Here is a 25134-nt window from a genome sequence, read left to right as displayed (position 1 = left end):
TTCATATTATCTTTACTTAATCTTTATTTTTAAACGATATAATCTGGTTAGAAAATGAGGTTATGTAAGGAGTAGATTAGCCGTGAATAGCAATTTACTAGGTATGGTAGTATTTATTTTTCTTTGCGCATTTATTGTATTTTTAATTGATATTACGATATGAAAAAAAGAGCGCTTATTAAGCGCCCTTTTTGTTTGCATTTATTTGATAAGCATTGATGCTCTTGAATAAGCGTGGTGAAGTAAGGAATAAAAATATAAGTAAAACGGTACATAAAATATAGGAACCAATCATTGTACTACCATTTACGATTAATGAATAAAGCACAGCTGATTGACCTTTTGGCGCATATTGTCCCCAGAAAATGATACCGGCAATAAAGTGACAGAAGTAGCGGGCAAAGCTACCGATAAATGTAGCAAGGATAATATAAGCAAGAACTTTCTTTCCTTCATTTTGTTTTGATGAAGGTTTGTCTTTACGGCTACCTAAACTGGATTGTTCTAAGTTATTTTCATTAGAAGTTAAAAGTGCTTTTTGAATTGGACGATAGAATAAGCCAGCAAATCCGATAAAAGCAAAGGCAATGAAGTACTCAATGAATGCTTGAACAGGTGTTAAAATGTAAGCATCTCCCACGACAATTTGTAATAGTCCCCAAACTAAACCACCTAAGAAAGCTGATTTAAAGCCCCAGCGATAAGCGATAATAAAAATAGGAATCATAGCAAATGAAATGGAACCGCCTGTTGGAAGTTTGATTGATAATGGTAAAATGTCGATGACCATGGCGAAGGCTGCAAGAATAGCAGATTCGATCATCGCTTGTAAATTGGTGTTACGCATGTTGTCTCCCCCTAAATCCAAGTTGTACAAAAAAGAATAGATATCATAGGAGGATACGAAATACGTAAATAAAAAGAGGTATGTATTTCGGACGTTTGCACAATCCCTGCGTTAGCATTAACTAACAGGTTCGAAGGGTCGGAACGAAGTGTTCCCTCTCAGCGGCATGGCTCCCCCTGTGATAACGAGATTCTTTATTTGCTACTGTTTATTGTAAGCGAAATGGATGAGAATGGCAAACGAATACAGTATGACAATAATTGAAATAGAATTGTAGCGAAATGTTAATAAATATGAAGCAAAAGGGTATAGTACAAGAGAAATAGAGTGTGCTATAATTTTTTTGAAAATAATTATCATTCTCTTCTGAGGGGGAAGGTTATGAGCTTAGTAGATATTAAAATTGGTGAGAAAGTGTTAGTAAAAAGCGTTCAGTCGTTAGATCAATTATTAAAGAGAAGACTGGCTGCTTTTGGTCTTTCTGAAGGAAGCGAACTTCGTATGAAGCAGAAAGCGATGTTCAAAGGTCCTTGTACATTGGAGTGTCGTGGACAGTTAATTAGCATTCGTCATTGTGACGCGAAAATGATAAAGGTGGAATTAGCGTGAATAAGGTAGCTTTGCTAGGGAATCCGAATACAGGAAAGACATCATTATTTAATGCGCTTACTGGTTCTTATGAATACGTAGGAAACTGGAGCGGTGTAACAGTAGAAAAGAAGGTTGGTAAATTAAAAGATAAGCAAGGAACATTAATTGATTTACCAGGTGTGTATGATTTAAATCCAGTTTCGCGTGATGAAGGTGTTGTAACAAACTTTCTATTAACAGAAGAATTTCAGCATATGTTAAATATTGTGGATTCTTCGCAGTTCGAACGAAATATGCATTTAACGTTGCAATTACTTGAATTTGGTAAGCCGGTCTCAATTGGTTTAAATATGATTGATGTGGCGAAGCAAAGAGGAATTGTCATTGATGTAAAACGATTATCAGAACTATTAGGTGTAACAGTCGTTCCTGTCGTTGCAAGAAGTGGAAAAGGCTGTGAAGAATTACTTGCGACTCTTAAAGAAAATGATAAAAACGAGAAAAAGCCATTCATTATTTCATATGGTGTACGAATGGATGAAGGAATTGGAGAAGTAATTTCTCTTTTAGAGAAAGCGAATTATGAGCATCCGAGATGGTTAGCTCTTCAATTTTTAAGTAATAACGAAGTAGTAGAAAAAGAAATGAAAGCATTACCAATCTATAAGGAACTCATAGCCATTCGATCTCGCTTAGAAGAAAAACTTGATTGTACGTTGGAAGAGCACATTTACAAAACTCGTGAAGCGTATATTGAAAAGTTAAAAACAAATGTTATGAAGCATAAGAAAGAAGGAGAAATTCCTTTTTCAGAAAAAATTGATAGATTAATTACACATAAAATTTTAGGACTTCCAATCTTTTTAGCAGTTATGTTTTTTATTTTTCAGGTTACGTTTACGTGGATTGGGACACCGTTATCTGATATGTTAGATGAGTTTTTTGCTGGACAGCTTACGGATTGGGTGATAGCTGGGCTTACAAGTGTTGGAGCTTCTGATTTTATTCAAGCACTCGTTACGGAAGGTATTATTGCTGGTGTTGGTGCCGTATTAGTATTCGTTCCACAAATCTTTGCACTATTCTTTTTCATTTCATTATTAGAAGACTCAGGATATATGGCGCGAATTGCAGTTGTTATGGATAGAATTATGGAGTTCTTCGGTTTAAACGGAAAAGCGTTTATTCCGATGATTATCGGTTTTGGATGTAATGTTCCAGGTATTATGGCAGCGAGAACGATTGAACAAGAAAAAGAACGTTTACTTACAGTTCTTGTAACACCATTTATGTCTTGTTCGGCACGTTTACCTGTATATGCGTTATTTGCGGGAGTATTCTTCCCTCATAGTCAGGCAACTGTTGTGTTCTCCCTATATGTTGCAGGGATTGTCCTTGCGTTATTAGTTACAAAAATTATGTCTCTTACCATTTTAAAAGCGGAAAAATCTATTTTCGTTATTGAACTACCGCCTTACCGCGTGCCGCAAGCGAAAACGTTATGGCTAAGTACGTGGGAGAAAGGGAAAGGATTTGTTCGTAAAGCAGGTACATTTATCTTTGGTGGTTCTGTTGTCATTTGGCTATTAAATTATGCAGGGCCATCAGGATTTGGTGTTGATATGGGAGACAGTTTCTTAGCAATGATTGGTGGATTTATCGCACCACTATTTGCACCACTTGGCTTTGGAACGTGGCAAGCTGCAGCTTCCCTTTTAACAGGATTTTTAGCGAAGGAAGTGGTCGTTTCTACAATGGCCATTATTTATGCGGTGAAAGAAGACGTGCTTGGAAATGTAATGGGAGCACATTATACAGCATTATCAGCTTATGCATTTATGTTCTTTATTTTATTATATGTTCCGTGTTTAGCGACGGTAGCTGTTATTAAACGTGAAACAGGATCAGCGAAATGGACGATTTTCTCAGTCGTGTATCCACTCGTAGTTGCTTATGTATTAACGCTCATTATATACCAAGTTGGATCCCTACTCGGATTCTAGAAGGAGATGTATTGTGATGATGGTCAATATTATAATTGGAGCTATCATTTTTGGTTATGCAGCATACACGTTAGTTAATTTTGTAAAGAGAAGTAAAAAAGGAAAATGCGCGGCATGTTCTTTAAATAAGTCATGTCAGTCGAATACTTGTAGTCCGGATATGGAGCAAATTGCTCATAAATAGAAAAAAGCTTTTCGAATTTGAATTGAACCCAAAAAGTTAGACAAATATATTAAGCAGCTAGCTACTAAGGATTGAACTCTGTATTGCACAGGGGGCAATCCTTTTAGTTTTGCTTTAATTCCTTTGTGATTGTAGTAATAAATATAAGTTTCTAGTTCTTGCTTAAATTGTTCCATTTACTGCTTGTATTTTATCTTTTGAAGAAAATTTAGCCATAAAAAATGCACCTCCAATTGTTAATTATGTGTCTAACAATTGGGGTGCACTTCATTACAGGCAGTCTTTTTAATCTACTTCAATATCTCGGCCTTCTGTCATCACTTTATTTCTCCAAAGCAAAAGTAATCTCCTGAATTCTGAAGTTTCTAATTTACATTGATTATTTGGTGGGCTAATGTAATAATTAATCGCGCTTGTATATTTAGGTTCAATAAATACAGCAGCAGCATTGTATTCTAGTTCATAACTAGGGTACTTTCCTTCTACGACATGGTCTAAAACTTCTATGTATTCATCCGCTTCATCTTCATCTAGATTTTCTATAAAGTCAGATACAATAGCAATTTCTTTTGGTAAACGAATTCTTAGTCCACCAAATGGGTCACGCCAAAATTCATGTGAATAATTCATTAATACAACCTCACTATCTTCTCGTATATTTTGGATAAGCAGTGGTAATTTCTCCATTTTCAATAATCATCTCAACCTTAAATCCAGAAGAAGTTTGCTCTACGTATTTATTTGGAGCGATTTGAACAAGATTGGTATATGCTTCTTTAATAGAATCAACTACCTGGACTCTATTCCAATCCTTAGGGAAAAATGAAGATTTAGCTTTTTTTACAATACCATCAACCTTTAGCTCTGCAACATATAATCCTGCAGGATTTGGTGGCCTAGTAACGCGAATTATCTCTCCCCCATCATATTCTCGTGAATAGTGTCTTTTATTTTATTCACATCTTTATACGCTGCATCGATACCATGTTTAAATTTATCATATAAAGACTCATCGGAATTTTTTACTTTACTAAGATCCTCATAAGTTTCCTTGAGACCATGCCAAACCTTGTCACGTAAAAATCCATCATTTTTCTCACTATTTAACTTACCACACATTGCTCCTTCTTCAAGATTTCCATCATATGAAGCATCTGCGGTACGGAATTTTTTCGGCAATTCTTTTCAAATTCTCTTCCACTTTTATAATCGAATTGATAGATGTAAAAGCTTTTGGTCTTGCATCATTGAACATTTGAATGAACTGTTGGTTAGAGGCACCAATCCATTGAAAACACAAATGATCTATTTCATTACATAAATTATTATGTATAGTTTCTCATGCGATGCTGGTATTATTTGCACAATTAGCAACTTCTTCTAGCATTTCAGTTGTTACTTTGATTTGAACCATTTCTTTCCTCCCTTTCCCCAAATTAAAATTATGAGATAAAAAGAAAAAATGTAAATACGGAAACTTTAGATTAGCATAATAATATTTGTGTTAAATAATGTTAAAAGGTGCACTCATATTTAAGTGCACCTTTTAACATTATGTTTAATCCGCCATATTTAGAGCGTAGTCTACATTTATCTTACCATTACCATATTCAAAAGCATTACCAAGAGAAATAGCCGCTTTATTCATAATCTCTCTAACTTGTTTATTTGATAAATAAGGGTTCTTTTCAAATATTAATGAAGCAACGCCCGCGACGTGGGCTGCTGCCATAGATGTTCCGCTATCTAATCTGTAATTTCCATCTTTCCATGTACTTAAAATATCAACACCAGGTGCCATTAATTCAAGTTCATCACCTTTACTTGAAAGAAAACCGCGTGCATCATTTTTATCTAAAGCTCCGACAGCAACTACTGATTGGAATTTTGCAGGATAAGAAATTGTATTTCCGTCCTTATACCCCTCATTACCAGCTGAGGCAATTAATAAGATACCCTTTTGATAAGCCTTGTCCATAGCTTCTTTAAAAAATGCTGACTCTTTCTTTCCTCCTAAGCTCATTAAAACAATATTTACATTATGTTCAATGGCCCAGTCTATTCCCTTTATAACTGTACTGTATTTTCCATTTGTATATTTATCTAATACTTTTACGGCATATAAATCTACATTAGGTGCTATACCTGTCATTCCTAATTCATTATCTTGTGCTGCGACAATTCCTGCTAAATGTGTCCCGTGACCGTTATCATCATCAAAACTTGGGTGATTCTCTACAAATGAAATACCGTCTTTTATTTTTAAATCTGTATGTTCTGTATCAATTCCCGAATCCAATATAGCAACAGATACCCCTTTTCCAGTGAAAGGAATAGTGTTGATGGATTTTGATTGTGTCATTGAGGGATTAGTTTGAGTATTACTATCCCCAAGGGCTTTAATAGTTTGATCTACTTCCACTTCACTAACATTACTATTATGTTTTAAAACTTTTTCAGGATTATAGGAGAATTCAGCTTTAATAATAGGTAAATTTTCAAAGGTTTCCTTAATAACACCACCATGTTTAATGATAAGTTGTTCGTCAACTGTGTTATTAAACATAATTAAGTAGTCTTTTTTTATATCATGTTCAGCAGCAAATACGTTTTTTTCATTTAATCCACCAATAAAAAAGATTAATAAAGAAAAAATAGTAAAAGCAAATAAAGGTAAATTATGAATAGTTATTTTTTTCATCGAATGTTAGTCCTTTCAAACGTAAAAATAAGGCGCATATTGCGCCTTATTTTTGTGATTCTGAAATTAAATACTCACAAATGTCTGTATGTATACCTTGTCGATTCGTACGCTTTAATAAAATTAAAGGTTTTACATCTTCAGGTAAAAATGGAGTAATAAGAGATGAAAATGCTTCAAAAGTTGGAGCATTTTCTATAGATAGTCCATTAAAACCTGTAGTATCTAAATGAGAGTATTTAGATAACATGGCTTCTTTATGAGATTCAAAATATTTAATTCCATCTTTTTCTAATTGCTTTGATTGACGTCTTAATTGAAGAGAAAAAGCACTTAGAATATCTACAAAAATATTATGTTGTTCTCTAGAAAAATTATAGTCAATCATATAATCATAGAGAGGGTTGTCATCAATATTAACCATTTTTTTCAATAGTTCAATTTGATATTTTAATAATTCGAATTCATTCGTGTTCATGTATATCATCTCCATACTTCTATAAGGTATCAATACTATTATTACACATTATAGAATAACAAATAAAATTCCTTCCGCTACTACATCTGCTGTAGAAGGTGTTATGCCGCAATCATCAATTAAAAAGTTTTTTAATCCTCGTTTAGCTACATTTTCTGTGTACTCTAAATAGTGGGCAATTGATAAACGATTTTCTTTTACAGCGTTCTTATATTTTGCTTTACCTAAGTATCCAAGAAGGCTTTCTAACGCTTCACCGCCCCATTTTAAACCGTAAATTAATCCTTGCTTTTTCCAACCTTGAGCAGATACCTCGCCGTCTTCATCTATATCAATTGTTGGATTTTGATTTAAATCAGTCACATTGTAGTTTGTTTGTGGGAAATTCACAACATTATTTTTCACAGGTGCATCTGTTTCAGCAGCAAAAGAAGAAAGTGGTGCAACTGTTAAAAGTGCAGCGAATGCCATTGAAGCTGGGATGATTTTCTTGAATTTTGATTTTAAGTTTAGGTTTAACATAAGTGTATAATTCCTCCAAAAATGTTTTTTTTAAATAACGATTCCAATTGTTGCATATTTTATTTAGGGCGTCCATGCGATATGCAATATTACATATATTTATAAATATATATATATTATTTATTGGGTAAAATATTATTTTTTATGTCTGTTCTTTATTAGAGGGGATTAAAATAAAAATGGTGTCATTTATTTAAGTGAAGTGAAGTTACATCCAAAAATCATTTTCTTGAACTGTTTTAAACCCTCTTCCGATTTGAAATAGTTATCTTCTTAATTAATTAAATCCGTTGTAACGTTATGACGGACGAAATTGTTTATTCTGCTAGTGAAGTATCCAAACGACTAGGAATAAGTGATAGCACTCTTAGAAAGTACATGGAAGTATTGCAGTGCGAAGTAATAAAGGGATATAAAGATGGTATGTATAACATTAATGGTAATTAGTGGATTTCAGGTGAGTGTGTAAGGTTCGAAAAATAATATTAACGTCATATTATTGTAAAATGCATCCGTACAAATTATAGATTTATTCAGCGGATCAATGTCAACGACAGTCATATAGTTAGTAAGTAAAAAACATCTTCAGTACCTTCTAGATATCGTTTTACTGCTTGTATTTTATCTTTTGAAGAAAATTTAGCCGTAAAAAATGCACCTCCAATTGTTAATTATGTGTCTAACAATTGGGGTGCACTTCAATTTCGCGAAGCTTTTTTGTTTTACTTTTTAATTTTTACAAGTTGTGATGATTCTACACCATTCTTTCCAGGGAATTCTTTACTTGGATCCTTATCAAATTTTAATACACCTACAGATTTTTCTTCGCCTTTTACATTGCTGTAAGTTGCGTCATCAACAATCGCATACATATCTGTATATGCACGGCCACTACCGATAATTGTATTGCCTTCATATTTTAATTTTGCTCCATCAAGTGTAGCATTTTCTACTTTCTCTTTTGCGAATAATATACCTTGTTCTGCTGTTACAGCTGGTAATTTATCAAGTGGTTTCGTATCGTCTTTTTCATCCACTTTGTTAAGCAATTCTTTTTTTACAAGTTCTTCACCAGTTTTCTTATCCATGACAAGAACTTTTTTACCTTCTAATGTTGTCATTTTCATTTTATAGAAGTCTTTTTCTTTCACTTCTTTTTTGTTTTTATCTGCAATTTGTGTTACTTGATCTTCTGTTCCGTACAGTACAAAACCGTTTGCTTTCTCTCCTAATAAAGAACAACCTGATAATGCCCCAAGTGAAATTGCTGCTGCTAACCCGATTCCTACTAATTTTTTCATGATGATTTCTCCTTTTATATGTTTTATAGTAAATACAATTTTTGTATTAGTTTTGAAATGATGAGAAGCTTGTTTGTTGCTTCTGGTATTAGTGTATAAGAAATATTGGAATGCAACTATCGAGTTAGCTTACAGTAACATTACACTTATGTAATTTAGTGAAATCGCACAAAAGTAAGTTAATTTCAAAGAGGGATAATGAGAATATATTAGAAATACAATATTATATATAGAATGTCATATTATAATGGATGTATTTTGGAAATAACATGTAAGGACATATTAGTTTTGTTATAATAAACACATAGGCTGTAAAAATGAATATTCTTTACTGTAAAGGGAGATTTTTCAGTTTTCCAAGTAGTGAATTTGAAATATGAGGTATACCATAGGAGGAATTTAGATGTCTGTATTTAAACGATTAAGAGATTTAACAATGTCGAACGTATATTCATTAATTGAAAAAGCGGAAGATCCAGTTAAGATGACGGATCAATATTTACGCGATATGCAAGCGGATGTACAAGAAGCTGAGAAAAGTGTAGCAGCTCAAATCGCGCTTGAGAAGAAATTCAAAATCTTATTTGAAGAGCAAGAAGCACTTGTGAAAAAACGTGAAGAGCAAGCTCATATGGCTGTTCAAGCTAATAACTTAGATCTTGCGCGCCGTGCTCTTGAAGAAAAACAAAGCGCAGAGCAAAAGATGAATGAATATAAAGCAAGCTATGAGCAAAACAAAGCTGCTGCTGATAATCTTCGCCTGAAGCTAGAAGAAATGCGCAAGCAATTAACTGAGCTGAAAAATAAACGTGAGACACTTGTAGCACGTGTAAATGCGGCGAAAGCACAAAAGAATATTAATCAGGCGATGTCTGGATTTGATTCAAACTCAGCGAAAGCTGGTTTAAGCCGTATGGAAGAGAAAGCTCTTCAATTAGAGGCTGAAGCAGAAGCAAGCGGTGAAGTGTACAAAAAAGAAAAATCATTAGATGATGAATTCGCAAGCTTAAACAAAAACTCTGCTGTTGACGATGAATTAGCTCGTATTATGAAGCAGTATGAGAAATAATATAGAATAGAGACAAATGAACCGACATGTCTAAACAAATTCATGTCGGTTTTCTATTACTTTTTAGAGGAGGTTTTGCAATGACATGGACAAATGTATTAGCCATGCTTGTATGGACTGGAGCGAGTGCAGCACTTTTATTTGCAATTATGTGGGTTGATTCGATTTTTACAAAATACAATGATTTAAAAGAAATAAAAAATGGGAATACAGCTGTAACAACTCGTTTCGTCATGAAATTATTCGCGCAAGGGTACATTTTATCTCAATCGATAACGAAAGCAAATGACTTATGGCAAGCGCTACTTGCATCAGCAGTTTCTTTCGTTATTTTATTAGTGGTAGAAATGTTTATCGAATTTGTGTTAAAGAAAATGGCTGGTTTAGATTTAGAAGAAGGTACGAAAGAAGGCAGTGTTGCGCACGCGATGTTGGCCGGATCATTACATATTGTGGGTGCACTTATTTTAGGTGCTTGTTTATAAAGAGAGAAGGAGGGATAGATCATGAGTTTATTTAAACGAATTAAAAATATAATGAAAAGCCCAGAACCGCCGAAACTAGAGAAAAGTTTGTTAACGTTAGCTCCTGGCGATATGGTTGAAGTTTCATTAGTCATGTACGAATTAACTGGGAAAACGAGTATGCATTCTCGTAAAGAAATTGTTTTAACACTGCAAGACGGAAAAGATATTCGTTATTTAAAAATTGAAGACCGTGAAAATACGTATTACAAATTATATACACCAATTGATGGTCGTTTAGATTCGATTGATGAAATTCCGACGACAATTGAAATGGATGATACAGAGTACCATATGGAAGAGCAATATAACGGACGTGTTGTTGTGATGGGGAAAACACCATTCTCAGCTTCAGAAGAACAGTATGTATGGGAGTTCCAATCGGATAATCGAAAATTATTACGTATTGAATGGCAAAATGGTCGCACAATGATGTATGAGGGAGAAGCAATTATTCCTGCTGATGTACAAATTATAAGAGCAACGTAAGGGGGCGTAATCATGTCAAACCGATTGTTTACCATGATTAAATCGTTCGTGATCCCTATACTTGCTATCGTTACATTACTTGTTGTTGCTGGATATGCCTTATCAGGTTGCCAGGGCGGGCAGACAAAGTCGATTCAAGACCGTTATCCGCTTGAATCTGTCGCAAAAGAAGGTAAACAAGAATCTTACGTGTATAGGGCCGCCAATCGGTCAGTTCCTGAAGTAGCGAAGGAACTCATTAATGAAAGAGAACCGAAGCAAGCATCTAAAGAAGACGAAAATCAAATGTTCCTCGTTTATTCTGATAAGATTTATAATCTGCAAAAGGATAAAGAGAAGCCATCTGATACGTTAATTGAAATAAGTAATAAAGAGTTTGTCCGTCAAAATTACCAACCGTCCTTCCTGCAAGGATATATTATGGGTAGTATATTAAATGATATATTCGGTTCACGAAAATCATCGTACGGTGATTATCGCGGATATAATGACAGACAAAATCATAAACCAGTTATTCCAGAGAGACCGCCTACGAAAGAAGAAAAGAAAACCCCGCCTCCAATTACGAAGGAAGGGAAAGGGTCTATCATTAAGCGTGGCGATAATGTAGATTCGAAATCTTCTGTAGGAGATACAGGAAGTATTACGAAAAAAGGAAGCAGCACGCCTCCGCCTTCTACTGGAAGCAAAGGGAAAATAACGAAAACACCAGGTGGTTCGAGCGGATCAGATGTGAAGCCGAAATCATCTATTAAAACGCCGCCAAGGAATACATCTCCTCCGAAAACGAGGGTCGGTGGTTCAGGAAAGATTACGAAGAGAAGATAGTGTAGAGACCGAAAAGTGGAATTGGCTTTTCGGTCTTTTTATTATGGGAATTAATTCCTTATAGCTGGTACAATTAAGTTATAAGGAGGAGATTATTATGACTATGTATAAAAGATTTAGTGTAATGATGTTCCTCGTATTATTCTTAAGTTTGTTTATTAGCACAACGATGAAATTTCACTTTGTAGTAGGTATTCTATGGATACTATGTACATGTACTCTTTTTCTATATGTTCCGCTTCGTTTTCAACATGAAGTGACGGCTTTTCAAAAGTATGTAGAGTGGATTAAACGAGGGAGCCGGTGGGGTGAGTAAAAATATATCGATCGCAACTCTAAATATATCAACGATTATTGAAATATATCGACTTACCGACAAAAACTGACAACAATAAAAGAAGAGGGTGTGCCAACATATTGGCACACCCTCTTCTTTCATAATGATTAATGAATATCACGTTTCTTAAAGTTACCGCCTTTTACTTCTGCTACGTCATAAACTGTAATAAAGGCGTGTGGATCGATTTCGTTAATAAGTTCTTTCATTTTACTTTCTTCTAAACGGTTAATTACACAAGAAATTTCTTTGAATTTCTCTCTAGAATAACCGCCGTATACTTCGTTATATGTTGCACTTCGGCCTAAACGATCACGAATTGTTTCTACCATCAATTCAGGCTCTTTTGTAATGATTTTAAATGCTTTCGAACCACTTAAACCAACTTCAACGATATGAATCACTTTCGAAGCAATAAAGTAAGCAATTGCCGAAAGGATAGCTCCTTGAAGACCGAATACGGTTGATACGAAAATAAATACGAACATGTTTAAGAATAAAATAAGGTCACTCGTTCCAAATGGTAACTTACGAGAAAGCAATACAGCTAGCATATCGATTCCATCTAATGCCCCACCGTTACGTAATGCTAGTCCCATACCAAAACCGATGATAATACCACCAACAACTGTAACTAATAATGTATCGCCTTCAATAATAGCTGGTATTCCGTGCATGACAACGGTACCTATTGCTAATGAAGCAATCCCGATAATAGAATAAATCGCAAAGCTTTTACCGATTTGCTTATATCCTAACCAAACGAAAGGAATGTTAATAACTGCGATTAGAGCTCCTAATGGTAATCCAAACAATCTTGAACTAACGATACTTAAACCAGTTACACCACCGTCTGATACGTTATTTGGAATTAATACTGCCTCTAATCCGTACGCTGTAATAAATGCCCCAATAATAATCATCAAAGCTTTTGAAGCGATTTTAAGCTTATTGGGCTTGTTTTTGATAATTTTCTCCATATGATTTCCTCGTTTCAAACTAGTTTCTTATTTGTTACGTCATTCACACTTAAATTTTATTTTAACATTTTATTTGAAAAAATTCTCCTTTAATGGATGTATGCAGGGAATATTATGACCATATTATCTTTAAAATATTTTTGAAATGAGTATAAGAAATCCCATCCTTTCAAAGGATGGGATGCTATTAAGAAATGATAAAACTAAGCACGGATAGGAATAAAGCGAAGCCTAAAATAGTTCCACATATTTTCATATGGCGCTTACGTCCCATCACAACGATTGCAACATACTCACGAATCATTGCATTAGGCCAATAATAAAAGGCTGTCTTTGATCCAATTCCTTGGCTATTAAGACCAGCTTGTCTTGCATATATACCAGCGCGGAAAAGGTGGAAATTATTCGTTGTAAAAATACTTTTATACTTACCGTCTGGTTTTAAAGAATCCATAATTTCTTTAGAGAACAACATATTTTGATATGTGTTTACAGAGCGATTTTCTTGCACTGTATGTTCAAGCGGAATTCCTTTTTCAACAGCGTACTTTTGCATCGCTTCTGCTTCAGGAAGGCCTTCATCTGGACCTTGTCCACCAGAGAAAATAATTGTTGGTGGCGTATTCACAGCGGCTTGTTTCCAGTAAAAGTCGATTGCTTTATGAATACGACTTGCAAGTAAAGGTGGTACTTTATCATTAATTAAGCCGCTACCGAGAACGATAATGAAATCTTGATTACGCCTTGGTCTGTTGAATTGATATAAAAAATAAGCGCTTAAGAAGTTAGATAAGTGTATAAAGAAATATACGCTTATAAGAGAAATACTAGCAAAAATAGGCTGGAAATGTGATGAGACCAAACTTGCTGGATTTATGATAGGGAGTAACATACAGAATAACATCCCTAAAGCAGCAATTAAAGTTAAAGAGTTTGTGAAGCGTCTTCCTTCTCGCTTCATTAAAATTCTAGCATTCAGAAATAGTCCAAACATTAAAGCGACAGTACCGAAAGTAAGCATAAAGAGGAGTGCTAAAAAAGGTAAAAATATAATGTAGCGTAGGACAACACTATCTGAGTTCCAAGATACAATCACGCAAAAAATAAGGAAAAAACAGATAAAAGTATTAAATAAAAACCCATTTATTATTTTTCGTGGATCTTTTAAATAGGAGATAAGAAAAATAATAAACAATATAAGAGGAATAATTCCGAAAGACATAAATATAGTACACCTCAACTTGTATAAGAATTTGACATACCTTTTATATTACATGATTTTATAATTGAAAATGAAAAAAAAAGGATTTTGAATTTTCTCAATAAAATATATGGATACATATGTTACAATGTATGTAAAGCGATATATTAAAAGTAAAATGGTTGAAGAGGCACTCTATGGAGTGTCTTTTCTTTTTCATATGTAATTATGCATATTATATTTATTTTCAAGTGAAGAGGATTAAAATATAAGTGGTAGACATACTTTATAAAACAGAATGTAATACAAACATTTCCCTCTACTTTTTGTATCTAACAATCGTATAACAATAAATAATTCTGTTTTATAGTGTCTGTTTATGAAAGGCATCTTCTTTGAAGGCGCCTTTTTTTGTTTCATGTAGATACTTTTCACTGTTGATATAGTGGAAAGTATCTATACTAAACATTAGCAATCTTCCGTATAAATATTATCAATTTACTATATATTCCAGCGGTGTTAACCTACATATGAAAGGCTTTCTTTTTCAAAATATTACCCCTAATAAATTTTTGAAGAAGTCAACTGTCTCCAAAATTGCCATTCATGCTTAGCAAAAAAGAATCCTGCAGGATTCTTTTTTGTGTTCGACAGAATATGACAAAGTACATTTGAATAATTTGTTATATTGTTAAATGGTTATTATGGAAAGAGAAGGAGACTTAAGTATGAGATTTAAAAAATTAATTTTAACAGGTGCACTTGTTGCAACTACAGCATTTACTTCAATTGGAACAGCGGAGGCAAGCGCAGGTTTTAAAGATGTTCCAAACAATCATTGGTCTCATAAAGCAATTATGGATTTAGCAAATAAAAACGTTGTTGCTGGATACGGAAATGGGATTTTTGGATTTGGTGATGATGTAACGCGTGAGCAAGTTGCAGCTCTTATGTTCCGCCATTTAAAACCGACAGTAAAAGAACAGTATAACAATCCATATAAAGATGTTACGGATCGTTCAACTATGTTTAAAAAAGAGATTCTTGCTTTAACAGAGATGGGCGTATTCGTTGGAGATAACACAGGGAAATTCAGACCGAAAGATGCGTTAACTCGTGAAGAAATGGCACAAATTTTGACAAGAGGATTCCAATTGCAAATTAGAGGGGATCATAATTTCCCGGATGTAGATAGAAATGGATGGGCGAATCCTGCGATTACTGCAATTAAATCAAATTATATTACAGCTGGAACTGGTGACGGTACATTCGCACCTAAAATGCATGTAAGTCGTGAGCAATATGTTCAGTTCTTATATAATGCAACGTTACCACTTGAAGAAAGACCAGGAGCAAAACAACCACAGCCGAAACCAGAACCGAAACCAGAAGTAAAGCCAGATCCAAAACGTTTTGCTAATTGCAAAGAAGCAAACGATGCGGGATATTATGACATTACAAGAGATAGTCCATATTACGGTAAGCATTTAGACCGTGATGGCGATGGAATTGCTTGTGAGAAAAAGAAAAAAGGTAAATAAGAAAAAGCACTCAATTTGAGTGCTTTTTCTTATGGAGACATGCTATTTTTTTAGGCACTTTTCATAAAATGAAAGTAAGGAAATGAAAGTAGGTGACAAAATGCCGTCAGTTGTGGAAGGCGTTATTATTGAAAACTGCAATGGAACGATTAATTTAGGAGATAAATATAACGTGCAGCCGATTGAAAAAACGAAAGCTTATAATGGATCGGGATCATCGAATACAGGGATTAAAGTACAAACATTTAGCGGGATTAGTACATCAGATGTAGGGGATAGCGATGTGAATGATCAAGGAATACAGTTTACTTTATAGAGAAATATGTAAAATTGCATAAAATGATGAACTTGTCCTGTGCTACAATCTAGCTGTGAGCTGTTAATGATTCTTCTGTATTATAGTTGTTAGATTAGAAATATAACATCTTATCGAAAATCATACGTATAAAAAAGACACTTCAAACGAAGTGTCTTTTTTCATTTTAGTGATACCCTTTAGCAGAGTCTTTATGAATTTTATTTTTAAAGATACTGTAACTCCAAAGTTGATATCCAATAACAATTGGTACCATAACCATTGCAACGAAGAACATAATTTTTAAGTTTAATTGACTACCAGCTGCGTTGTATAACGTTGTACTATAAGCATCATTAATACGAGATGGTAACATTCTTGGGAACATACCCGCAAAGCCAGTTGTCATAAACATTGCGATTGTTAAGCAAACGAATGTGAATGCAAGACCGATTTTATGTTTGTACACCATAATAAGTGCGAGTACACTCATTAACATTGCAAGTACTGGAAGAATGAATAGTACCGGGTACTCTGTGAAGTTTTGGAATAAATTTGTACGATTTGCAGTTGCTACATAGAAAATAGCTAAAATGATAGCAGCTGCCATTGAAAATGGTCTTGCGATTTTATAAGCACGGTCAGATACTTCACCAGTCGTTTTAATCATAACCCAAAGGGCACCAGATACGACGAATATAGCAGTGAAGAACAGCCCTCCTAAAATACCGTAATGATTTAGTAAGCTAAGTAAATTTCCTTCATAGCCATTTTTTCCAATTTGTAGTCCGTAATAAAGATTAGCAAATGTAACACCGAATAGGAAAGCAATTAAGAAACTACCAATTGCAAATGCCCATTTACAAGTTTTTTGCCAAATTGGTGAATCATCTTTATGCATGAACTCAAGTCCAGCAGCACGAGCAAATAGTGCAAGTAATACTAAGAATAACGGTGTATATAAATAACTAAACATATTTGCATATGTGACTGGGAAGGCAGCAAATGTTGCGCCACCAGCTGTAATTAACCACACTTCATTACCGCCCCAGAACGGGCCAATTGCTTCTTGTAATTGATTTCGTTCTTGTCGGTCTTTCGTAACGAAAGGAAAAATCATTCCGTTACCAAGTGCATATCCATCAAGAATAAAGTAAACTGTCCAAATCACGCCCCATAAACCAAACCAGATAATCGCAAGCATATCATGAGACATGAGCCACGCCTCCCTCAGTAGCAGGTTCTTCTAATGCTGCTGGTCCTTTTTTGGCGAACTTCAGCATTAAGTATACATCTGCGATTAAAAGTAAAGTGTAGAACAAGATTAAACTAATTAATGAGAACCAAATTTGCGGGACAGATATAGGTGATACAGATTCTGCGGTACGCATGAGTTTATAAACTGTCCATGGTTGACGACCTACTTCGGCAACAATCCAACCAGCATTAATTGCGATATATGGTAGTAAAACAGACCATATTGTAATTTTTAAGTAACGTTTTGAGTTTTCCAGTTTTCCTTTTCGGTTTAAGTAGAAACCGTACCAAGTTAATGCCATAAAGAACATACCAAGTGCAACCATTAAGCGGAAGCTATAGTACACAAGGTTAACGTTTGGACGATCTTCTTTCGGAATATCTTTTAAACCAACAATTTCGCCATCAAATGAATTTGTATAGAAGAAGCTTCCTAACTTTGGAATCGTAAGGAATTCAAAGTTCTTTTCATTTTCCACATCAGGAATTTGAACAATCGAGAAGCCTTGTCCTTTCCCAGTTTCCCAAACAGCTTCCATTGCAGCACCTTTAGCAGGTTGATATTTAGCCGCGGATACACCAGATTGATGTCCCATAAACGGTGTAATTGTTGCGGCAAATAAGCCTAACATTAAGCCAAACTTAAATGATTTTTTGAAGAATTCAACTTCATTTTTACGTAATAAGTGATAGGCACTAATTGCCATGACGAAGAAAGCACCAACAATATAACAACCAACTACAGTATGGAAGAACATATTCCAAGCGTATGGATTCGTAACGAGTGCCCAGAAATCATTTAATTCAGCGCGGCCGTTACGTACGACGTAGCCAACTGGGTTTTGCATAAAGCCGTTTGCTGTAATAATCCAAAGGGCGGAAATATTTGTGCCAAGTGCAACCATCCACATACAGAAGGCACGGAACTTTGGTGAAATTTTATCTTTACCGAATAACCATATTCCCATGAAAGTAGATTCTAAGAAGAAGGCAACGAGTGCTTCGATTGCGAGAGGTGATCCGAAAATATCTCCCATATATTTGGAGTACTCAGACCAGTTTGTTCCAAATTGGAATTCCATCGTAATCCCGGTTATAATCCCCATTACGAAGTTAATTGTAAATAATTTACCCCAGAAATTTGCCATTTTGCGGTATGTTGGATTCAATGTGCGGGCGTATTGAGTCTCCATACATGCTACTAAAATGACAAGTCCGATTGTCAAAGGTACAAATAAAAAGTGATAAAAAATAGTAATTGCAAATTGAAAACGACTCAGTAACAGAACGTCGGACATAATAAATATTCACTCCTTTTTTACATTATCTACAATTAGTTTATAGTGAAAATAGGATTATAGTATGTGAGACTTGTTACAAAGCTGTGTGTATATTTTGAAAGAATTATGTCGATTATCTGAAAATATCTTATTTTTACTATAAAGCGATATCCTTTTTGAGTTTTTCATATTTTGGTACACTATTTATGTAGTGTAAACGAGAGAAAAGAGGGCCTTTACTATGAAGTCACTAGAAGAGATTTTGCAATACAATGAGAAATTTGTTGAAGAGAAAAAGTATGAAGAGTTTGTAGCGGGGAAATTTCCAAACAAAAAGATGGTAATTATTTCTTGTATGGATACAAGACTTGTTGAACTATTGCCGAAAGCGATGAATATGCGTAACGGCGATGTGAAAATTATTAAAGTAGCAGGCGCTGTTATTTCACATCCATTTGGAAGTATTATGCGTAGTATTTTAGTCGCTGTATACGAACTTGGCGCTGATGAAGTATGTGTAGTTGGTCACCATGATTGTGGTATGGCAAAAATTCAAGCAAGCAGTACGATTGAGAAAATGAAAGAACGCGGTATAACAGAAGAGAAATTAGATATGCTTCGTTATTCTGGAATCGATTTAGAACAATTCTTGCGCGGTTTCTCTAGTGTAGAAGAAAGTGTAGAACATAGCGTATCAGTACTTCGCAACCACCCATTACTTCCGGAAGAAGTACCTGTTCACGGTCTTGTTATCGATCCTGATACAGGAAAATTAGATTTAGTTGTGAATGGTTACGACAATTAAGAATTTACTTTGTCATCCTTTTTATCTGGGACAGGATCAAATCCTCCCGGGTGGAAAGGGTGACATTTTAATATACGCTTACAAGTAAGCCAAAAGCCTTTGAGGGCACCATGCTTTTGAAACGCCTCTAATCCGTAATGAGAACAAGTTGGATAAAAGCGGCAAGTGGGTGGTGTCATCGGAGAAATGAACTTTTGATAAAAGCGTATAATCCCAATAAAAATCTGTTTCATAACGATCTCCTTTTCAGCATATTCTTAAAGTATTATAGCACGACTGTACATAATACTTTACTAATGTGCATTTCCGTTATATCATATTGGATATAGCGGAATTAAATTAAAAGCGGGAGAGATGTTGTATGCCATCAGTAGAAAGCTTTGAATTAGATCATACGATTGTAAAGGCACCTTATGTAAGACATTGCGGAGTTCACAATGTAGGTAGTGACGGTATTGTAAATAAATTTGATATTCGTTTTTGCCAACCGAATAAACAAGCGATGAAACCAGATGTTATTCATACGTTAGAACATTTATTAGCATTTAATTTACGTAAATATATTGATCGTTATCCGCATTTCGATATTATCGATATTTCACCAATGGGCTGCCAAACAGGATACTACCTTGTAGTAAGCGGAACACCGACAGTTCGAGAAATTATTGATTTATTAGAATTAACATTAAAAGATGCGGTTCAAATTACAGAAATTCCAGCTGCAAATGAAACGCAATGTGGTCAAGCGAAGCTTCACGATTTAGAAGGAGCAAAACGTTTAATGAACTTCTGGTTAAGCCAAGATAAAGATGAACTTGAGAAAGTATTTGGATAGAAAGAAAACTGCCTGTGAAAGGGCAGTTTTTTTGTGTCATGATAATAAATAAAATTATATCAACGATTTTTCGAATATATCGACCGTAACTTGAAATATATCAACGATTTTTTTAATATATCGACGTTTCGACATGGAATATCGACTTACCGACAAAAAATGACAAAAAAATCATCCCTATTTTATTACGTGCTTGTAAATGCGAAATTGCTCAAGATTTCATTCTATACGTAGCGAAGGTAGTTTGATATGAGAACGAAGAGTGTAAGAATAGAAACGAAAAAAAAACGGAATGCTCATTGATTTTCGTCCGGATATAAATTTGTTAATTCCGACAAGAATAAAGAAACAACTGAGAATAAATTGTACGTATGGGAGAAGTGAGAAATGATCGGTAATCTGGATATATGTGCAAAGAAAGAGTATGAGAAGCGTGAAAAGTCCTAAAACAATCCGTAATCCAGTTAGCATGTAAATAGATTATTTATCGGAATAGTTCTGAGAAGCTAAGAAATAAAGCACCAGCTCCAGCTATGAAAGCAAATATACCACTAGATTTTCTGTCTTGTTTTATTTCTCCTAGTCCTATAGTGAAAGCCATTAATCCTAAGAAAATGAACATATAAGGCATTATTTCTCTATTACCAGTAAAATATCCGTAAATTACTATACATAATGCAATGAGTGCAAAAATAATCTGTAATCCCTTTAGCATATATATCCCCCCTGTTATTTTATATAGCTAATGATGAGGAAAATCTAAATAAATCCGGTTCCTGAATCTTTTTTCTTTATTTGTTCAAGGGCAATAAGGAATAGTAAAGCTCCTAATAGAAATTGTGAAAGTGGTAGAAAGTTATGTTGACCTGCTAGTAAACGAATACTGGATATGATGTGGCCTAAAATAAGTAGTAGTATACGAAGCGTATTATGAATTCTTCTTGCTGTTTTTTGTATACGGGTTATCTTCTGGTTTATCGACGGAATGTTTATAAGCGTAGCCTTTATTAATCGTCATGACGGAGAGTACTAATATGACTAGGACGATTATAATACCGATAATTAATATTTTAAACATGGAACCCCTCCTTTTCTTTATTTTACATAATTTTGTAATTGATGAAAACAATAGAAATAAAAAGGATGAAAGAAGGGTGTTACATGGAGCAGAAAAAAACATATTATATATCAATAGCAAACGGTCAAATTTCACAAGTGAAGACAGCGGATACGTATAATTTTGAGATTTCCGCAAATGATGAGGAAATTACGGAGTTAAGAGAGTACTTTGATCAAGCGTATGTAGAGGATTTAGGTTCATTTGTACGCTCCCACGTTCCATTTGTTGAGTATCATCATGATTCAAATAATGACCGATATGATGAACAACTACAAAAAGCATATAAAATGATTTACGATTTAGGAAATCATGAGACGAAAGAATTAGTCGCGCAAATGGGAATAATCAATGGATTATAATTGGATAATATTATGCAGAAAAGCGAGAATATGCTACAATTTGTGGTAGGAAAAACTTGTAACCATCAATAGGGGAGTAATGGCATGTACAAATTTAAAGATTATTACCACAACACTGTACAATTATCGTTTGAACGTTATCCATTTTCTCCTGAGCCAAAGCATGTTTGGGTTGTATGCCGGTACGGGGATCAATGGTTATTAACGCATCATTTACGTCGCGGTCTTGAATTTCCAGGTGGAAAAGTAGAACTAGGGGAAACACCGGAAGAAGCGGCAGTTCGAGAGGTTCATGAAGAAACCGGCGGCATAGTTTCTGATTTAACTTACTTAGGACAATATAAAGTATCTGGAAAAGACAAAATAATCATTAAAAACATTTATTTTGCAACAATTAGTGCGGTAGAACAACATACGCATTACGAAGAAACGAAAGGGTCTGTTTTATTAAAAAACATTCCTGACAACATTAAAACGGATAGAAAATTTAGCTTTATAATGCGCGACGATGTATTGGCGCGTACGATGAAACATATAGAAGAAATCGGCTGTTTTACGAAGTAAAGTGGCCGATTTCTTTTTTTATAAGATCAAATGTAAATATATCTTTACATTTTTTTGGGTATATTATACAATTTTGTAAAGATATATTTACATTTTAGGAGGGGAAAGATGGATAAAGGGAAAGAAATGACTGTTACTGTTTCGATGGTTAAGTTAAATATCTATTCATTACTTATAATATTTGCGTTGGCGTTTGGAATTGGTTATTTGCATATATTTCTTTCAGGCGGGGTTCAATTTGAATTTACATTGCCCGTTATGTTTCTTTTGATTATTGGAATGATTGTTTTCGTTTGTATTCATGAGGCAATACATTTAATTGGATTTCGTTATATCGGAGGTGTTCCATGGAGTGAACTAACATGGGGCGTCAATTGGAAATTAGGTGCTGCATACGCTCATTCTAAAAAAGAAATTACAGTAAAGAAAATGAAGAAAGTGTTAATGCTGCCGTTTTTACCGACTGGAATTTTGCCAATTGTATTGGGGTTAGCTATGAATCTGGAGCCACTCTCATTTTTAGGAATTCTACTAACAGCAGGTTGCATGGGTGACATTGCCTTATATCAAAAAGTTTCAAAGTTTCCAGATGATGCGCTAGTTAAAGATCATCCGAGTAAACCGCAGTTTACAGTATATGAATTATAAAGGAAGAGGAGGCGTCCGGGAAACGAAGCCTCCTTTTACTATTGTCTTGTTTTTGTCTCTATCTCTAAAAACGAAAGCACCTCCAACAAATCATCCACCACATGCGAATGCTCAAAATCATCCCAAAATGAATCTCTTTTCCAAACACCAAGAATCCCTACTTGTTCAGAACCCAGTACATCATTTTCAGGATGATCCCCAACGTAAAGACATTCTTCTGCCTTCACATCTAGCTTTTTTAAAGCTCTTTCGAAAATTTCAGGATGCGGTTTTTTAATTCCTTCCGCTTCTGAAACGAGAATTGTATTTGTATACGTATGTATGTTTAGTGCGCGAAGATTATTTATCTGAAAGTCAGTAAAGCCGTTTGTAATAATACCAATTTTAATATTTTGTTGTGTTAAACGTCGAAGTAATTCATGCATGTTTTGGAAAGGGATACAATGATGTTGAAAATTTGTAATGTAGTCGTGCAGCAGTTGCTCTTGCGTTAAAGTAGTAATGTTGTATTCGGAAAGGAGAGTAGCATATACTTTATCTTTCCACGTATAGCCATTATTATCTAGTTCGAGAAATCGAGAACAATACTCGGATTTTTCTATGTTCATTAAATGAGAGGCAAAGCGATTATATTGATCATGAATAAATTGTTCTAAAGATTGACGACGATCTAATAGTGTTCCATCTAAGTCGAATAAGACTGCCCGAATCATAGGAAACCTCCTTACAATTTTTATAATTTATTATCGCATATTCGTTAAAAAATGATTATGATATTTTTGTAGAATGTATTGATGGAGGAATGTATGAAGAGACTGTATGGCAAGTTAGTAGGGGTTATCGTTGCAATCGGCTTACTAGCAGGGTGTGAAAGTTCTATGAAGAGTGTGAAAGAAAAAGAAGTGTGTAAAACAGACGAAGAATGTGTGGAAATAGGAGATAAGAAACTTCAAAAAGTATATGAAAAAATAGATGGATTATCTGAGCTTGAAGCAGTAGAAGATTATGAAATAGAAGAGCATGAAAGTGCGGATATGAAAGAGGCAGAGCAGAAAAAAGAAGATGATGATGAAAATTATTTCTTTTTAGCTTCTTATTATATTGATGGTGATGAAATTGTAGATCCTTATTTTGAAAAAATAGAACGGAAACGTTTAAATAAAGTATTTGCTGAAGAGAAAGAAGCGAAAGAAGAGGTGCTACAACAACGTCAAGATAGAGGGTATCATGAAGACTTGTGGGATATGTATCGCACGCTCATTCCAGCTAAATATCGCGGGAATATAACAGAATTTGATCTAATAACGGATGGTTATGACGGTGTTGTTGCTCACGTTATGCCTAGTATAGAGAATCCGAAAGAATGGACTCTTAGCTTAGATACGCTTGATTCTGCGGTAAATATTGATGAAGTGATGAAAACATTAATTCATGAGACGGCTCACGTGTTAACGCTCGGGCATAAGCAAATACCAGTAGATGAAAACTATGTAAAGGATTTTGAAGAGGATAAAGATATTTCGACGTACCGAAATAAATGCGGCAATCTTTTCTTACAAGAGGGATGTGCGGAGGAAAACTCTTATATCAATCAATTTTATAATTCTTTCTGGAAGCCTATTGAGCAGGAGTGGACAGAAAAGAAAGTAGAAGAAAGTGAAGAAACGCAAATTGAATTTTTTAAAGAAAAACATGATGAGTTTGTCTCACAGTATGGAACGACAAATGTAGCAGAAGATATTGCAGATACATTTACAGCATTTATTTTGCAAGATTCAAAAAAGGTGAAAGAAGGATCGGAGTTAAAGTATAAAAAAATTGCCTTTTTCTATCAATTCCCTGAGCTTGTAAAAATGAGGGCGGAAGTGTTGGCAGGATTATATGATGTTTCGAAAACGATAGAACAACGAAGTGGAAACTAATGCGGGTTATATATGTTAGCTAAGAAAACGTAAAGAATTGTAGTTCTTTACGTTTTTTATGTTGATAAAATTGAAAATTCTGTATTTTTATTAAAAAGAAGAAGGAACTACCATTATAAAATAGAATTAGTATAAAAATGTCACAATTTAGACACAATTATAATGCGCGTGTTATAGGGACTATAAGTTTACTCTCGAGGAGGTAATGAAACGTATGAAAACGATTCTTGCTGTCGCTGGTCTCATTTGGGTAATGTCTCACGGTTTTCCGATTTTTGAAGGGGAGCAAATTCGTAGTGCATTGGATAAAAAGTTTAATGATTATCATGTGATAGATCGAAAAGATAATGTCGTTACAGTACGTGTGAAAGATTGTTTCCATACAGTTACGGTTGCGGATGGAAACGTTAAAAATGAAACAAAGATGTGTGATAAAAAGTAAAAGAAAGAAGC

34 protein-coding genes, 3 pseudogenes and 1 riboswitch are annotated in these 25134 nt (G+C 34.5%); of the genes and pseudogenes, 18 read left to right on the top strand and 19 right to left on the bottom strand.

The window, feature by feature from the left end; genetic code table 11:
- Positions 1-178 precede the first annotated feature (178 nt).
- Entirely contained in the window at positions 179-847 is a 669-nt protein-coding gene (gene thiT / locus ACTFR9_RS23140) for an energy-coupled thiamine transporter ThiT (RefSeq protein ID WP_001246599.1), read from the bottom strand.
- Between the two features lie 85 nt (positions 848-932).
- Positions 933-1034: riboswitch (TPP riboswitch) on the bottom strand.
- A 194-nt stretch (positions 1035-1228) separates the two neighbouring features.
- Between thiT and ACTFR9_RS23135 the strand changes: the two genes are divergently transcribed.
- From ACTFR9_RS23135 to ACTFR9_RS23125, 3 genes are read left to right on the top strand one after another with little or no spacing between them, the layout of a single operon-like run.
- Positions 1229-1456 (top strand): FeoA family protein, encoded by a 228-nt coding sequence (locus ACTFR9_RS23135; RefSeq protein ID WP_000060519.1) that lies wholly within the window; start codon positions 1229-1231, stop codon positions 1454-1456.
- Positions 1453-3441, top strand: coding sequence for a ferrous iron transport protein B (gene feoB, locus ACTFR9_RS23130; RefSeq protein ID WP_440049026.1), 1989 nt, complete (start codon positions 1453-1455; stop codon positions 3439-3441). Before ACTFR9_RS23135 ends, feoB begins: the two co-directional genes overlap by 4 nt.
- A gap of 16 nt (positions 3442-3457) precedes the next feature.
- Entirely contained in the window at positions 3458-3625 is a 168-nt protein-coding gene (locus ACTFR9_RS23125; RefSeq protein ID WP_000989595.1) for a FeoB-associated Cys-rich membrane protein, read from the top strand.
- Positions 3626-3681: 56 nt separating this feature from the next.
- Here the strand turns inward: ACTFR9_RS23125 and ACTFR9_RS23120 are convergent.
- The 8 genes and pseudogenes from ACTFR9_RS23120 to ACTFR9_RS23085 form a co-directional block, all read right to left on the bottom strand.
- Positions 3682-3801: pseudogene (locus ACTFR9_RS23120) on the bottom strand (IS3 family transposase); the annotation flags it as partial.
- A gap of 109 nt (positions 3802-3910) precedes the next feature.
- Positions 3911-4255, bottom strand: coding sequence for a hypothetical protein (locus tag ACTFR9_RS23115; RefSeq protein ID WP_001109640.1), 345 nt, complete (start codon positions 4253-4255; stop codon positions 3911-3913).
- Between the two features lie 13 nt (positions 4256-4268).
- Positions 4269-4535, bottom strand: coding sequence for an EndoU domain-containing protein (locus ACTFR9_RS23110; RefSeq protein WP_229136291.1), 267 nt, complete (start codon positions 4533-4535; stop codon positions 4269-4271).
- Positions 4535-4744 carry a hypothetical protein gene (locus ACTFR9_RS23105; protein ID WP_370648076.1) on the bottom strand — a complete coding sequence of 70 codons (210 nt, stop codon included), beginning with the start codon at positions 4742-4744 and terminating at the stop codon, positions 4535-4537. Before ACTFR9_RS23105 ends, ACTFR9_RS23110 begins: the two co-directional genes overlap by 1 nt.
- A pseudogene (locus tag ACTFR9_RS23100) lies at positions 4718-5039 on the bottom strand (WXG100 family type VII secretion target); the annotation flags it as partial. The gene ACTFR9_RS23105 and the pseudogene ACTFR9_RS23100, both read right to left, overlap by 27 nt.
- 144 nt (positions 5040-5183) lie before the next feature.
- Positions 5184-6326 carry a S8 family peptidase gene (locus ACTFR9_RS23095; protein ID WP_229136277.1) on the bottom strand — a complete coding sequence of 381 codons (1143 nt, stop codon included), beginning with the start codon at positions 6324-6326 and terminating at the stop codon, positions 5184-5186.
- A 46-nt stretch (positions 6327-6372) separates the two neighbouring features.
- On the bottom strand, positions 6373-6804 hold the full coding sequence (locus ACTFR9_RS23090) for a hypothetical protein (RefSeq protein WP_440049025.1): 432 nt from the start codon (positions 6802-6804) through the stop codon (positions 6373-6375).
- A gap of 48 nt (positions 6805-6852) precedes the next feature.
- Entirely contained in the window at positions 6853-7326 is a 474-nt protein-coding gene (locus ACTFR9_RS23085; protein WP_000933426.1) for a hypothetical protein, read from the bottom strand.
- A gap of 300 nt (positions 7327-7626) precedes the next feature.
- Here ACTFR9_RS23085 and ACTFR9_RS23080 point away from each other — a divergent pair.
- Positions 7627-7746, top strand: a pseudogene (locus ACTFR9_RS23080) (DUF3967 domain-containing protein); the annotation flags it as partial.
- A gap of 302 nt (positions 7747-8048) precedes the next feature.
- On the opposite strand, the gene ACTFR9_RS23075 reads toward ACTFR9_RS23080, so the two are convergent.
- Positions 8049-8627, bottom strand: coding sequence for a lipoprotein BA_5634 family protein (locus tag ACTFR9_RS23075; RefSeq protein WP_061401684.1), 579 nt, complete (start codon positions 8625-8627; stop codon positions 8049-8051).
- Between the two features lie 403 nt (positions 8628-9030).
- Between ACTFR9_RS23075 and ACTFR9_RS23070 the strand changes: the two genes are divergently transcribed.
- From ACTFR9_RS23070 to ACTFR9_RS23050, 5 genes are all read left to right on the top strand, one after another.
- The gene (locus ACTFR9_RS23070) at positions 9031-9696 is read left to right on the top strand and encodes a PspA/IM30 family protein (protein ID WP_000110283.1); all 666 of its coding nucleotides are present in this window, start codon (positions 9031-9033) and stop codon (positions 9694-9696) included.
- 80 nt (positions 9697-9776) lie between these two features.
- Positions 9777-10181 carry a DUF350 domain-containing protein gene (locus ACTFR9_RS23065; RefSeq protein ID WP_076855891.1) on the top strand — a complete coding sequence of 135 codons (405 nt, stop codon included), beginning with the start codon at positions 9777-9779 and terminating at the stop codon, positions 10179-10181.
- A 21-nt stretch (positions 10182-10202) separates the two neighbouring features.
- On the top strand, positions 10203-10709 hold the full coding sequence (locus tag ACTFR9_RS23060; RefSeq protein ID WP_042510795.1) for a DUF4178 domain-containing protein: 507 nt from the start codon (positions 10203-10205) through the stop codon (positions 10707-10709).
- A gap of 12 nt (positions 10710-10721) precedes the next feature.
- Entirely contained in the window at positions 10722-11537 is an 816-nt protein-coding gene (locus tag ACTFR9_RS23055) for a DUF4247 domain-containing protein (protein WP_000071207.1), read from the top strand.
- Positions 11538-11634: 97 nt separating this feature from the next.
- A complete protein-coding gene (locus ACTFR9_RS23050) occupies positions 11635-11853 on the top strand; it encodes a hypothetical protein (RefSeq protein WP_061183691.1) in 219 nt (72 codons plus the stop codon).
- 128 nt (positions 11854-11981) lie between these two features.
- Here the strand turns inward: ACTFR9_RS23050 and ACTFR9_RS23045 are convergent, their stop codons facing one another.
- Together ACTFR9_RS23045 and ACTFR9_RS23040 are read right to left on the bottom strand one after the other, a co-directional pair.
- The gene (locus tag ACTFR9_RS23045) at positions 11982-12854 is read right to left on the bottom strand and encodes a YitT family protein (RefSeq protein ID WP_000411240.1); all 873 of its coding nucleotides are present in this window, start codon (positions 12852-12854) and stop codon (positions 11982-11984) included.
- Positions 12855-13041: 187 nt separating this feature from the next.
- A complete protein-coding gene (locus ACTFR9_RS23040; protein WP_000007817.1) occupies positions 13042-14076 on the bottom strand; it encodes a YdcF family protein in 1035 nt (344 codons plus the stop codon).
- A 707-nt stretch (positions 14077-14783) separates the two neighbouring features.
- On the opposite strand from ACTFR9_RS23040, the gene ACTFR9_RS23035 reads away from it, so the two are divergent.
- Positions 14784-15596 (top strand): S-layer homology domain-containing protein, encoded by an 813-nt coding sequence (locus tag ACTFR9_RS23035; protein ID WP_001211241.1) that lies wholly within the window; start codon positions 14784-14786, stop codon positions 15594-15596.
- Between the two features lie 82 nt (positions 15597-15678).
- Positions 15679-15912: a spore germination protein gene (locus tag ACTFR9_RS23030; protein WP_001998505.1), complete on the top strand. Its 234-nt coding sequence runs from the start codon at positions 15679-15681 to the stop codon at positions 15910-15912.
- Positions 15913-16078: 166 nt separating this feature from the next.
- Here ACTFR9_RS23030 and cydB read toward each other — a convergent pair whose 3' ends face one another.
- Positions 16079-17107 (bottom strand): cytochrome d ubiquinol oxidase subunit II, encoded by a 1029-nt coding sequence (gene cydB, locus ACTFR9_RS23025; RefSeq protein ID WP_000017662.1) that lies wholly within the window; start codon positions 17105-17107, stop codon positions 16079-16081.
- On the bottom strand, positions 17097-18446 hold the full coding sequence (cydA, locus tag ACTFR9_RS23020; protein WP_001286187.1) for a cytochrome ubiquinol oxidase subunit I: 1350 nt from the start codon (positions 18444-18446) through the stop codon (positions 17097-17099). Before cydA ends, cydB begins: the two co-directional genes overlap by 11 nt.
- A 223-nt stretch (positions 18447-18669) precedes the next feature.
- Between cydA and ACTFR9_RS23015 the strand changes: the two genes are divergently transcribed.
- The gene (locus tag ACTFR9_RS23015) at positions 18670-19233 is read left to right on the top strand and encodes a beta-class carbonic anhydrase (RefSeq protein WP_000838159.1); all 564 of its coding nucleotides are present in this window, start codon (positions 18670-18672) and stop codon (positions 19231-19233) included.
- Here the strand turns inward: ACTFR9_RS23015 and yidD are convergent.
- Positions 19230-19466 carry a membrane protein insertion efficiency factor YidD gene (gene yidD, locus ACTFR9_RS23010; RefSeq protein WP_000809334.1) on the bottom strand — a complete coding sequence of 79 codons (237 nt, stop codon included), beginning with the start codon at positions 19464-19466 and terminating at the stop codon, positions 19230-19232. The two genes, ACTFR9_RS23015 and yidD, sit on opposite strands and share 4 nt — an antisense overlap.
- Before the next feature lie 128 nt (positions 19467-19594).
- Between yidD and luxS the strand changes: the two genes are divergently transcribed.
- Entirely contained in the window at positions 19595-20068 is a 474-nt protein-coding gene (luxS, locus tag ACTFR9_RS23005) for an S-ribosylhomocysteine lyase LuxS (RefSeq protein ID WP_001141369.1), read from the top strand.
- A gap of 484 nt (positions 20069-20552) precedes the next feature.
- Here the strand turns inward: luxS and ACTFR9_RS23000 are convergent, their stop codons facing one another.
- The 3 genes from ACTFR9_RS23000 to ytzI are packed head-to-tail and all read right to left on the bottom strand — an operon-like array spanning position 20553 to position 21146.
- Positions 20553-20783 carry a YczI family protein gene (locus tag ACTFR9_RS23000; protein ID WP_229136276.1) on the bottom strand — a complete coding sequence of 77 codons (231 nt, stop codon included), beginning with the start codon at positions 20781-20783 and terminating at the stop codon, positions 20553-20555.
- 44 nt (positions 20784-20827) lie between these two features.
- Positions 20828-21004 (bottom strand): DUF3953 domain-containing protein, encoded by a 177-nt coding sequence (locus ACTFR9_RS22995; protein WP_219993374.1) that lies wholly within the window; start codon positions 21002-21004, stop codon positions 20828-20830.
- Entirely contained in the window at positions 20997-21146 is a 150-nt protein-coding gene (gene ytzI, locus ACTFR9_RS22990) for a YtzI protein (RefSeq protein ID WP_000472802.1), read from the bottom strand. Before ytzI ends, ACTFR9_RS22995 begins: the two co-directional genes overlap by 8 nt.
- Before the next feature lie 83 nt (positions 21147-21229).
- On the opposite strand from ytzI, the gene ACTFR9_RS22985 reads away from it, so the two are divergent.
- The 3 genes from ACTFR9_RS22985 to ACTFR9_RS22975 all read left to right on the top strand — a co-directional run bounded on the left by ACTFR9_RS22985 (position 21230) and on the right by ACTFR9_RS22975 (position 22759).
- Positions 21230-21547, top strand: coding sequence for a hypothetical protein (locus ACTFR9_RS22985; RefSeq protein WP_000435818.1), 318 nt, complete (start codon positions 21230-21232; stop codon positions 21545-21547).
- 84 nt (positions 21548-21631) lie between these two features.
- Positions 21632-22111 carry an antimutator 8-oxo-(dGTP/GTP)ase gene (mutTA, locus tag ACTFR9_RS22980; RefSeq protein WP_000276388.1) on the top strand — a complete coding sequence of 160 codons (480 nt, stop codon included), beginning with the start codon at positions 21632-21634 and terminating at the stop codon, positions 22109-22111.
- 108 nt (positions 22112-22219) lie between these two features.
- Entirely contained in the window at positions 22220-22759 is a 540-nt protein-coding gene (locus ACTFR9_RS22975) for a DUF3267 domain-containing protein (protein ID WP_000357373.1), read from the top strand.
- Positions 22760-22797: 38 nt separating this feature from the next.
- Here the strand turns inward: ACTFR9_RS22975 and ACTFR9_RS22970 are convergent, their stop codons facing one another.
- Positions 22798-23472: an HAD family hydrolase gene (locus tag ACTFR9_RS22970; RefSeq protein WP_214328365.1), complete on the bottom strand. Its 675-nt coding sequence runs from the start codon at positions 23470-23472 to the stop codon at positions 22798-22800.
- 93 nt (positions 23473-23565) lie between these two features.
- On the opposite strand from ACTFR9_RS22970, the gene ACTFR9_RS22965 reads away from it, so the two are divergent.
- Together ACTFR9_RS22965 and ACTFR9_RS22960 are read left to right on the top strand one after the other, a co-directional pair.
- Positions 23566-24681, top strand: a complete 1116-nt coding sequence (locus ACTFR9_RS22965; protein ID WP_214328367.1) for a recombinase family protein — start codon at positions 23566-23568, stop codon at positions 24679-24681.
- Between the two features lie 214 nt (positions 24682-24895).
- Positions 24896-25123 (top strand): hypothetical protein, encoded by a 228-nt coding sequence (locus ACTFR9_RS22960; RefSeq protein ID WP_000849109.1) that lies wholly within the window; start codon positions 24896-24898, stop codon positions 25121-25123.
- Positions 25124-25134 lie beyond the last annotated feature (11 nt).

Source organism: Bacillus cereus group sp. MYBK222-1, assembly GCF_051916425.1.
In the GTDB taxonomy this organism is placed as follows: domain Bacteria; phylum Bacillota; class Bacilli; order Bacillales; family Bacillaceae_G; genus Bacillus_A; species Bacillus_A paranthracis.
Note: the sequence above shows the minus strand (reverse complement) of the source record. Positions and strands in the feature narration are given on the sequence as shown.

Coding starts and splice junctions, on each gene's coding strand:
- ACTFR9_RS23125 (WP_000989595.1), top strand. CDS start 3,458: ATGATGGTCAATATTATAATTGGAGCTATCATTTTTGGTTATGCAGCA.
- thiT (WP_001246599.1), bottom strand. CDS start 847: ATGCGTAACACCAATTTACAAGCGATGATCGAATCTGCTATTCTTGCA.
- ACTFR9_RS23045 (WP_000411240.1), bottom strand. CDS start 12,854: ATGGAGAAAATTATCAAAAACAAGCCCAATAAGCTTAAAATCGCTTCA.
- ACTFR9_RS23040 (WP_000007817.1), bottom strand. CDS start 14,076: ATGTCTTTCGGAATTATTCCTCTTATATTGTTTATTATTTTTCTTATC.
- ACTFR9_RS23085 (WP_000933426.1), bottom strand. CDS start 7,326: ATGTTAAACCTAAACTTAAAATCAAAATTCAAGAAAATCATCCCAGCT.
- ACTFR9_RS22960 (WP_000849109.1), top strand. CDS start 24,896: ATGAAAACGATTCTTGCTGTCGCTGGTCTCATTTGGGTAATGTCTCAC.
- ACTFR9_RS23135 (WP_000060519.1), top strand. CDS start 1,229: ATGAGCTTAGTAGATATTAAAATTGGTGAGAAAGTGTTAGTAAAAAGC.
- ACTFR9_RS23030 (WP_001998505.1), top strand. CDS start 15,679: ATGAAAGTAGGTGACAAAATGCCGTCAGTTGTGGAAGGCGTTATTATT.
- ACTFR9_RS23060 (WP_042510795.1), top strand. CDS start 10,203: ATGAGTTTATTTAAACGAATTAAAAATATAATGAAAAGCCCAGAACCG.
- ACTFR9_RS22975 (WP_000357373.1), top strand. CDS start 22,220: ATGGATAAAGGGAAAGAAATGACTGTTACTGTTTCGATGGTTAAGTTA.
- ACTFR9_RS22985 (WP_000435818.1), top strand. CDS start 21,230: ATGGAGCAGAAAAAAACATATTATATATCAATAGCAAACGGTCAAATT.
- ACTFR9_RS22970 (WP_214328365.1), bottom strand. CDS start 23,472: ATGATTCGGGCAGTCTTATTCGACTTAGATGGAACACTATTAGATCGT.
- ACTFR9_RS23035 (WP_001211241.1), top strand. CDS start 14,784: ATGAGATTTAAAAAATTAATTTTAACAGGTGCACTTGTTGCAACTACA.
- ACTFR9_RS23095 (WP_229136277.1), bottom strand. CDS start 6,326: ATGAAAAAAATAACTATTCATAATTTACCTTTATTTGCTTTTACTATT.
- ytzI (WP_000472802.1), bottom strand. CDS start 21,146: ATGTTTAAAATATTAATTATCGGTATTATAATCGTCCTAGTCATATTA.
- cydB (WP_000017662.1), bottom strand. CDS start 17,107: ATGTCTCATGATATGCTTGCGATTATCTGGTTTGGTTTATGGGGCGTG.
- ACTFR9_RS23070 (WP_000110283.1), top strand. CDS start 9,031: ATGTCTGTATTTAAACGATTAAGAGATTTAACAATGTCGAACGTATAT.
- ACTFR9_RS23055 (WP_000071207.1), top strand. CDS start 10,722: ATGTCAAACCGATTGTTTACCATGATTAAATCGTTCGTGATCCCTATA.
- ACTFR9_RS23050 (WP_061183691.1), top strand. CDS start 11,635: ATGACTATGTATAAAAGATTTAGTGTAATGATGTTCCTCGTATTATTC.
- ACTFR9_RS22965 (WP_214328367.1), top strand. CDS start 23,566: ATGAAGAGACTGTATGGCAAGTTAGTAGGGGTTATCGTTGCAATCGGC.
- ACTFR9_RS23015 (WP_000838159.1), top strand. CDS start 18,670: ATGAAGTCACTAGAAGAGATTTTGCAATACAATGAGAAATTTGTTGAA.
- ACTFR9_RS23115 (WP_001109640.1), bottom strand. CDS start 4,255: ATGAATTATTCACATGAATTTTGGCGTGACCCATTTGGTGGACTAAGA.
- luxS (WP_001141369.1), top strand. CDS start 19,595: ATGCCATCAGTAGAAAGCTTTGAATTAGATCATACGATTGTAAAGGCA.
- cydA (WP_001286187.1), bottom strand. CDS start 18,446: ATGTCCGACGTTCTGTTACTGAGTCGTTTTCAATTTGCAATTACTATT.
- ACTFR9_RS23065 (WP_076855891.1), top strand. CDS start 9,777: ATGACATGGACAAATGTATTAGCCATGCTTGTATGGACTGGAGCGAGT.
- ACTFR9_RS23105 (WP_370648076.1), bottom strand. CDS start 4,744: ATGTGTGGTAAGTTAAATAGTGAGAAAAATGATGGATTTTTACGTGAC.
- mutTA (WP_000276388.1), top strand. CDS start 21,632: ATGTACAAATTTAAAGATTATTACCACAACACTGTACAATTATCGTTT.
- ACTFR9_RS23000 (WP_229136276.1), bottom strand. CDS start 20,783: ATGCTAAAGGGATTACAGATTATTTTTGCACTCATTGCATTATGTATA.
- ACTFR9_RS23090 (WP_440049025.1), bottom strand. CDS start 6,804: ATGAACACGAATGAATTCGAATTATTAAAATATCAAATTGAACTATTG.
- ACTFR9_RS23075 (WP_061401684.1), bottom strand. CDS start 8,627: ATGAAAAAATTAGTAGGAATCGGGTTAGCAGCAGCAATTTCACTTGGG.
- yidD (WP_000809334.1), bottom strand. CDS start 19,466: ATGAAACAGATTTTTATTGGGATTATACGCTTTTATCAAAAGTTCATT.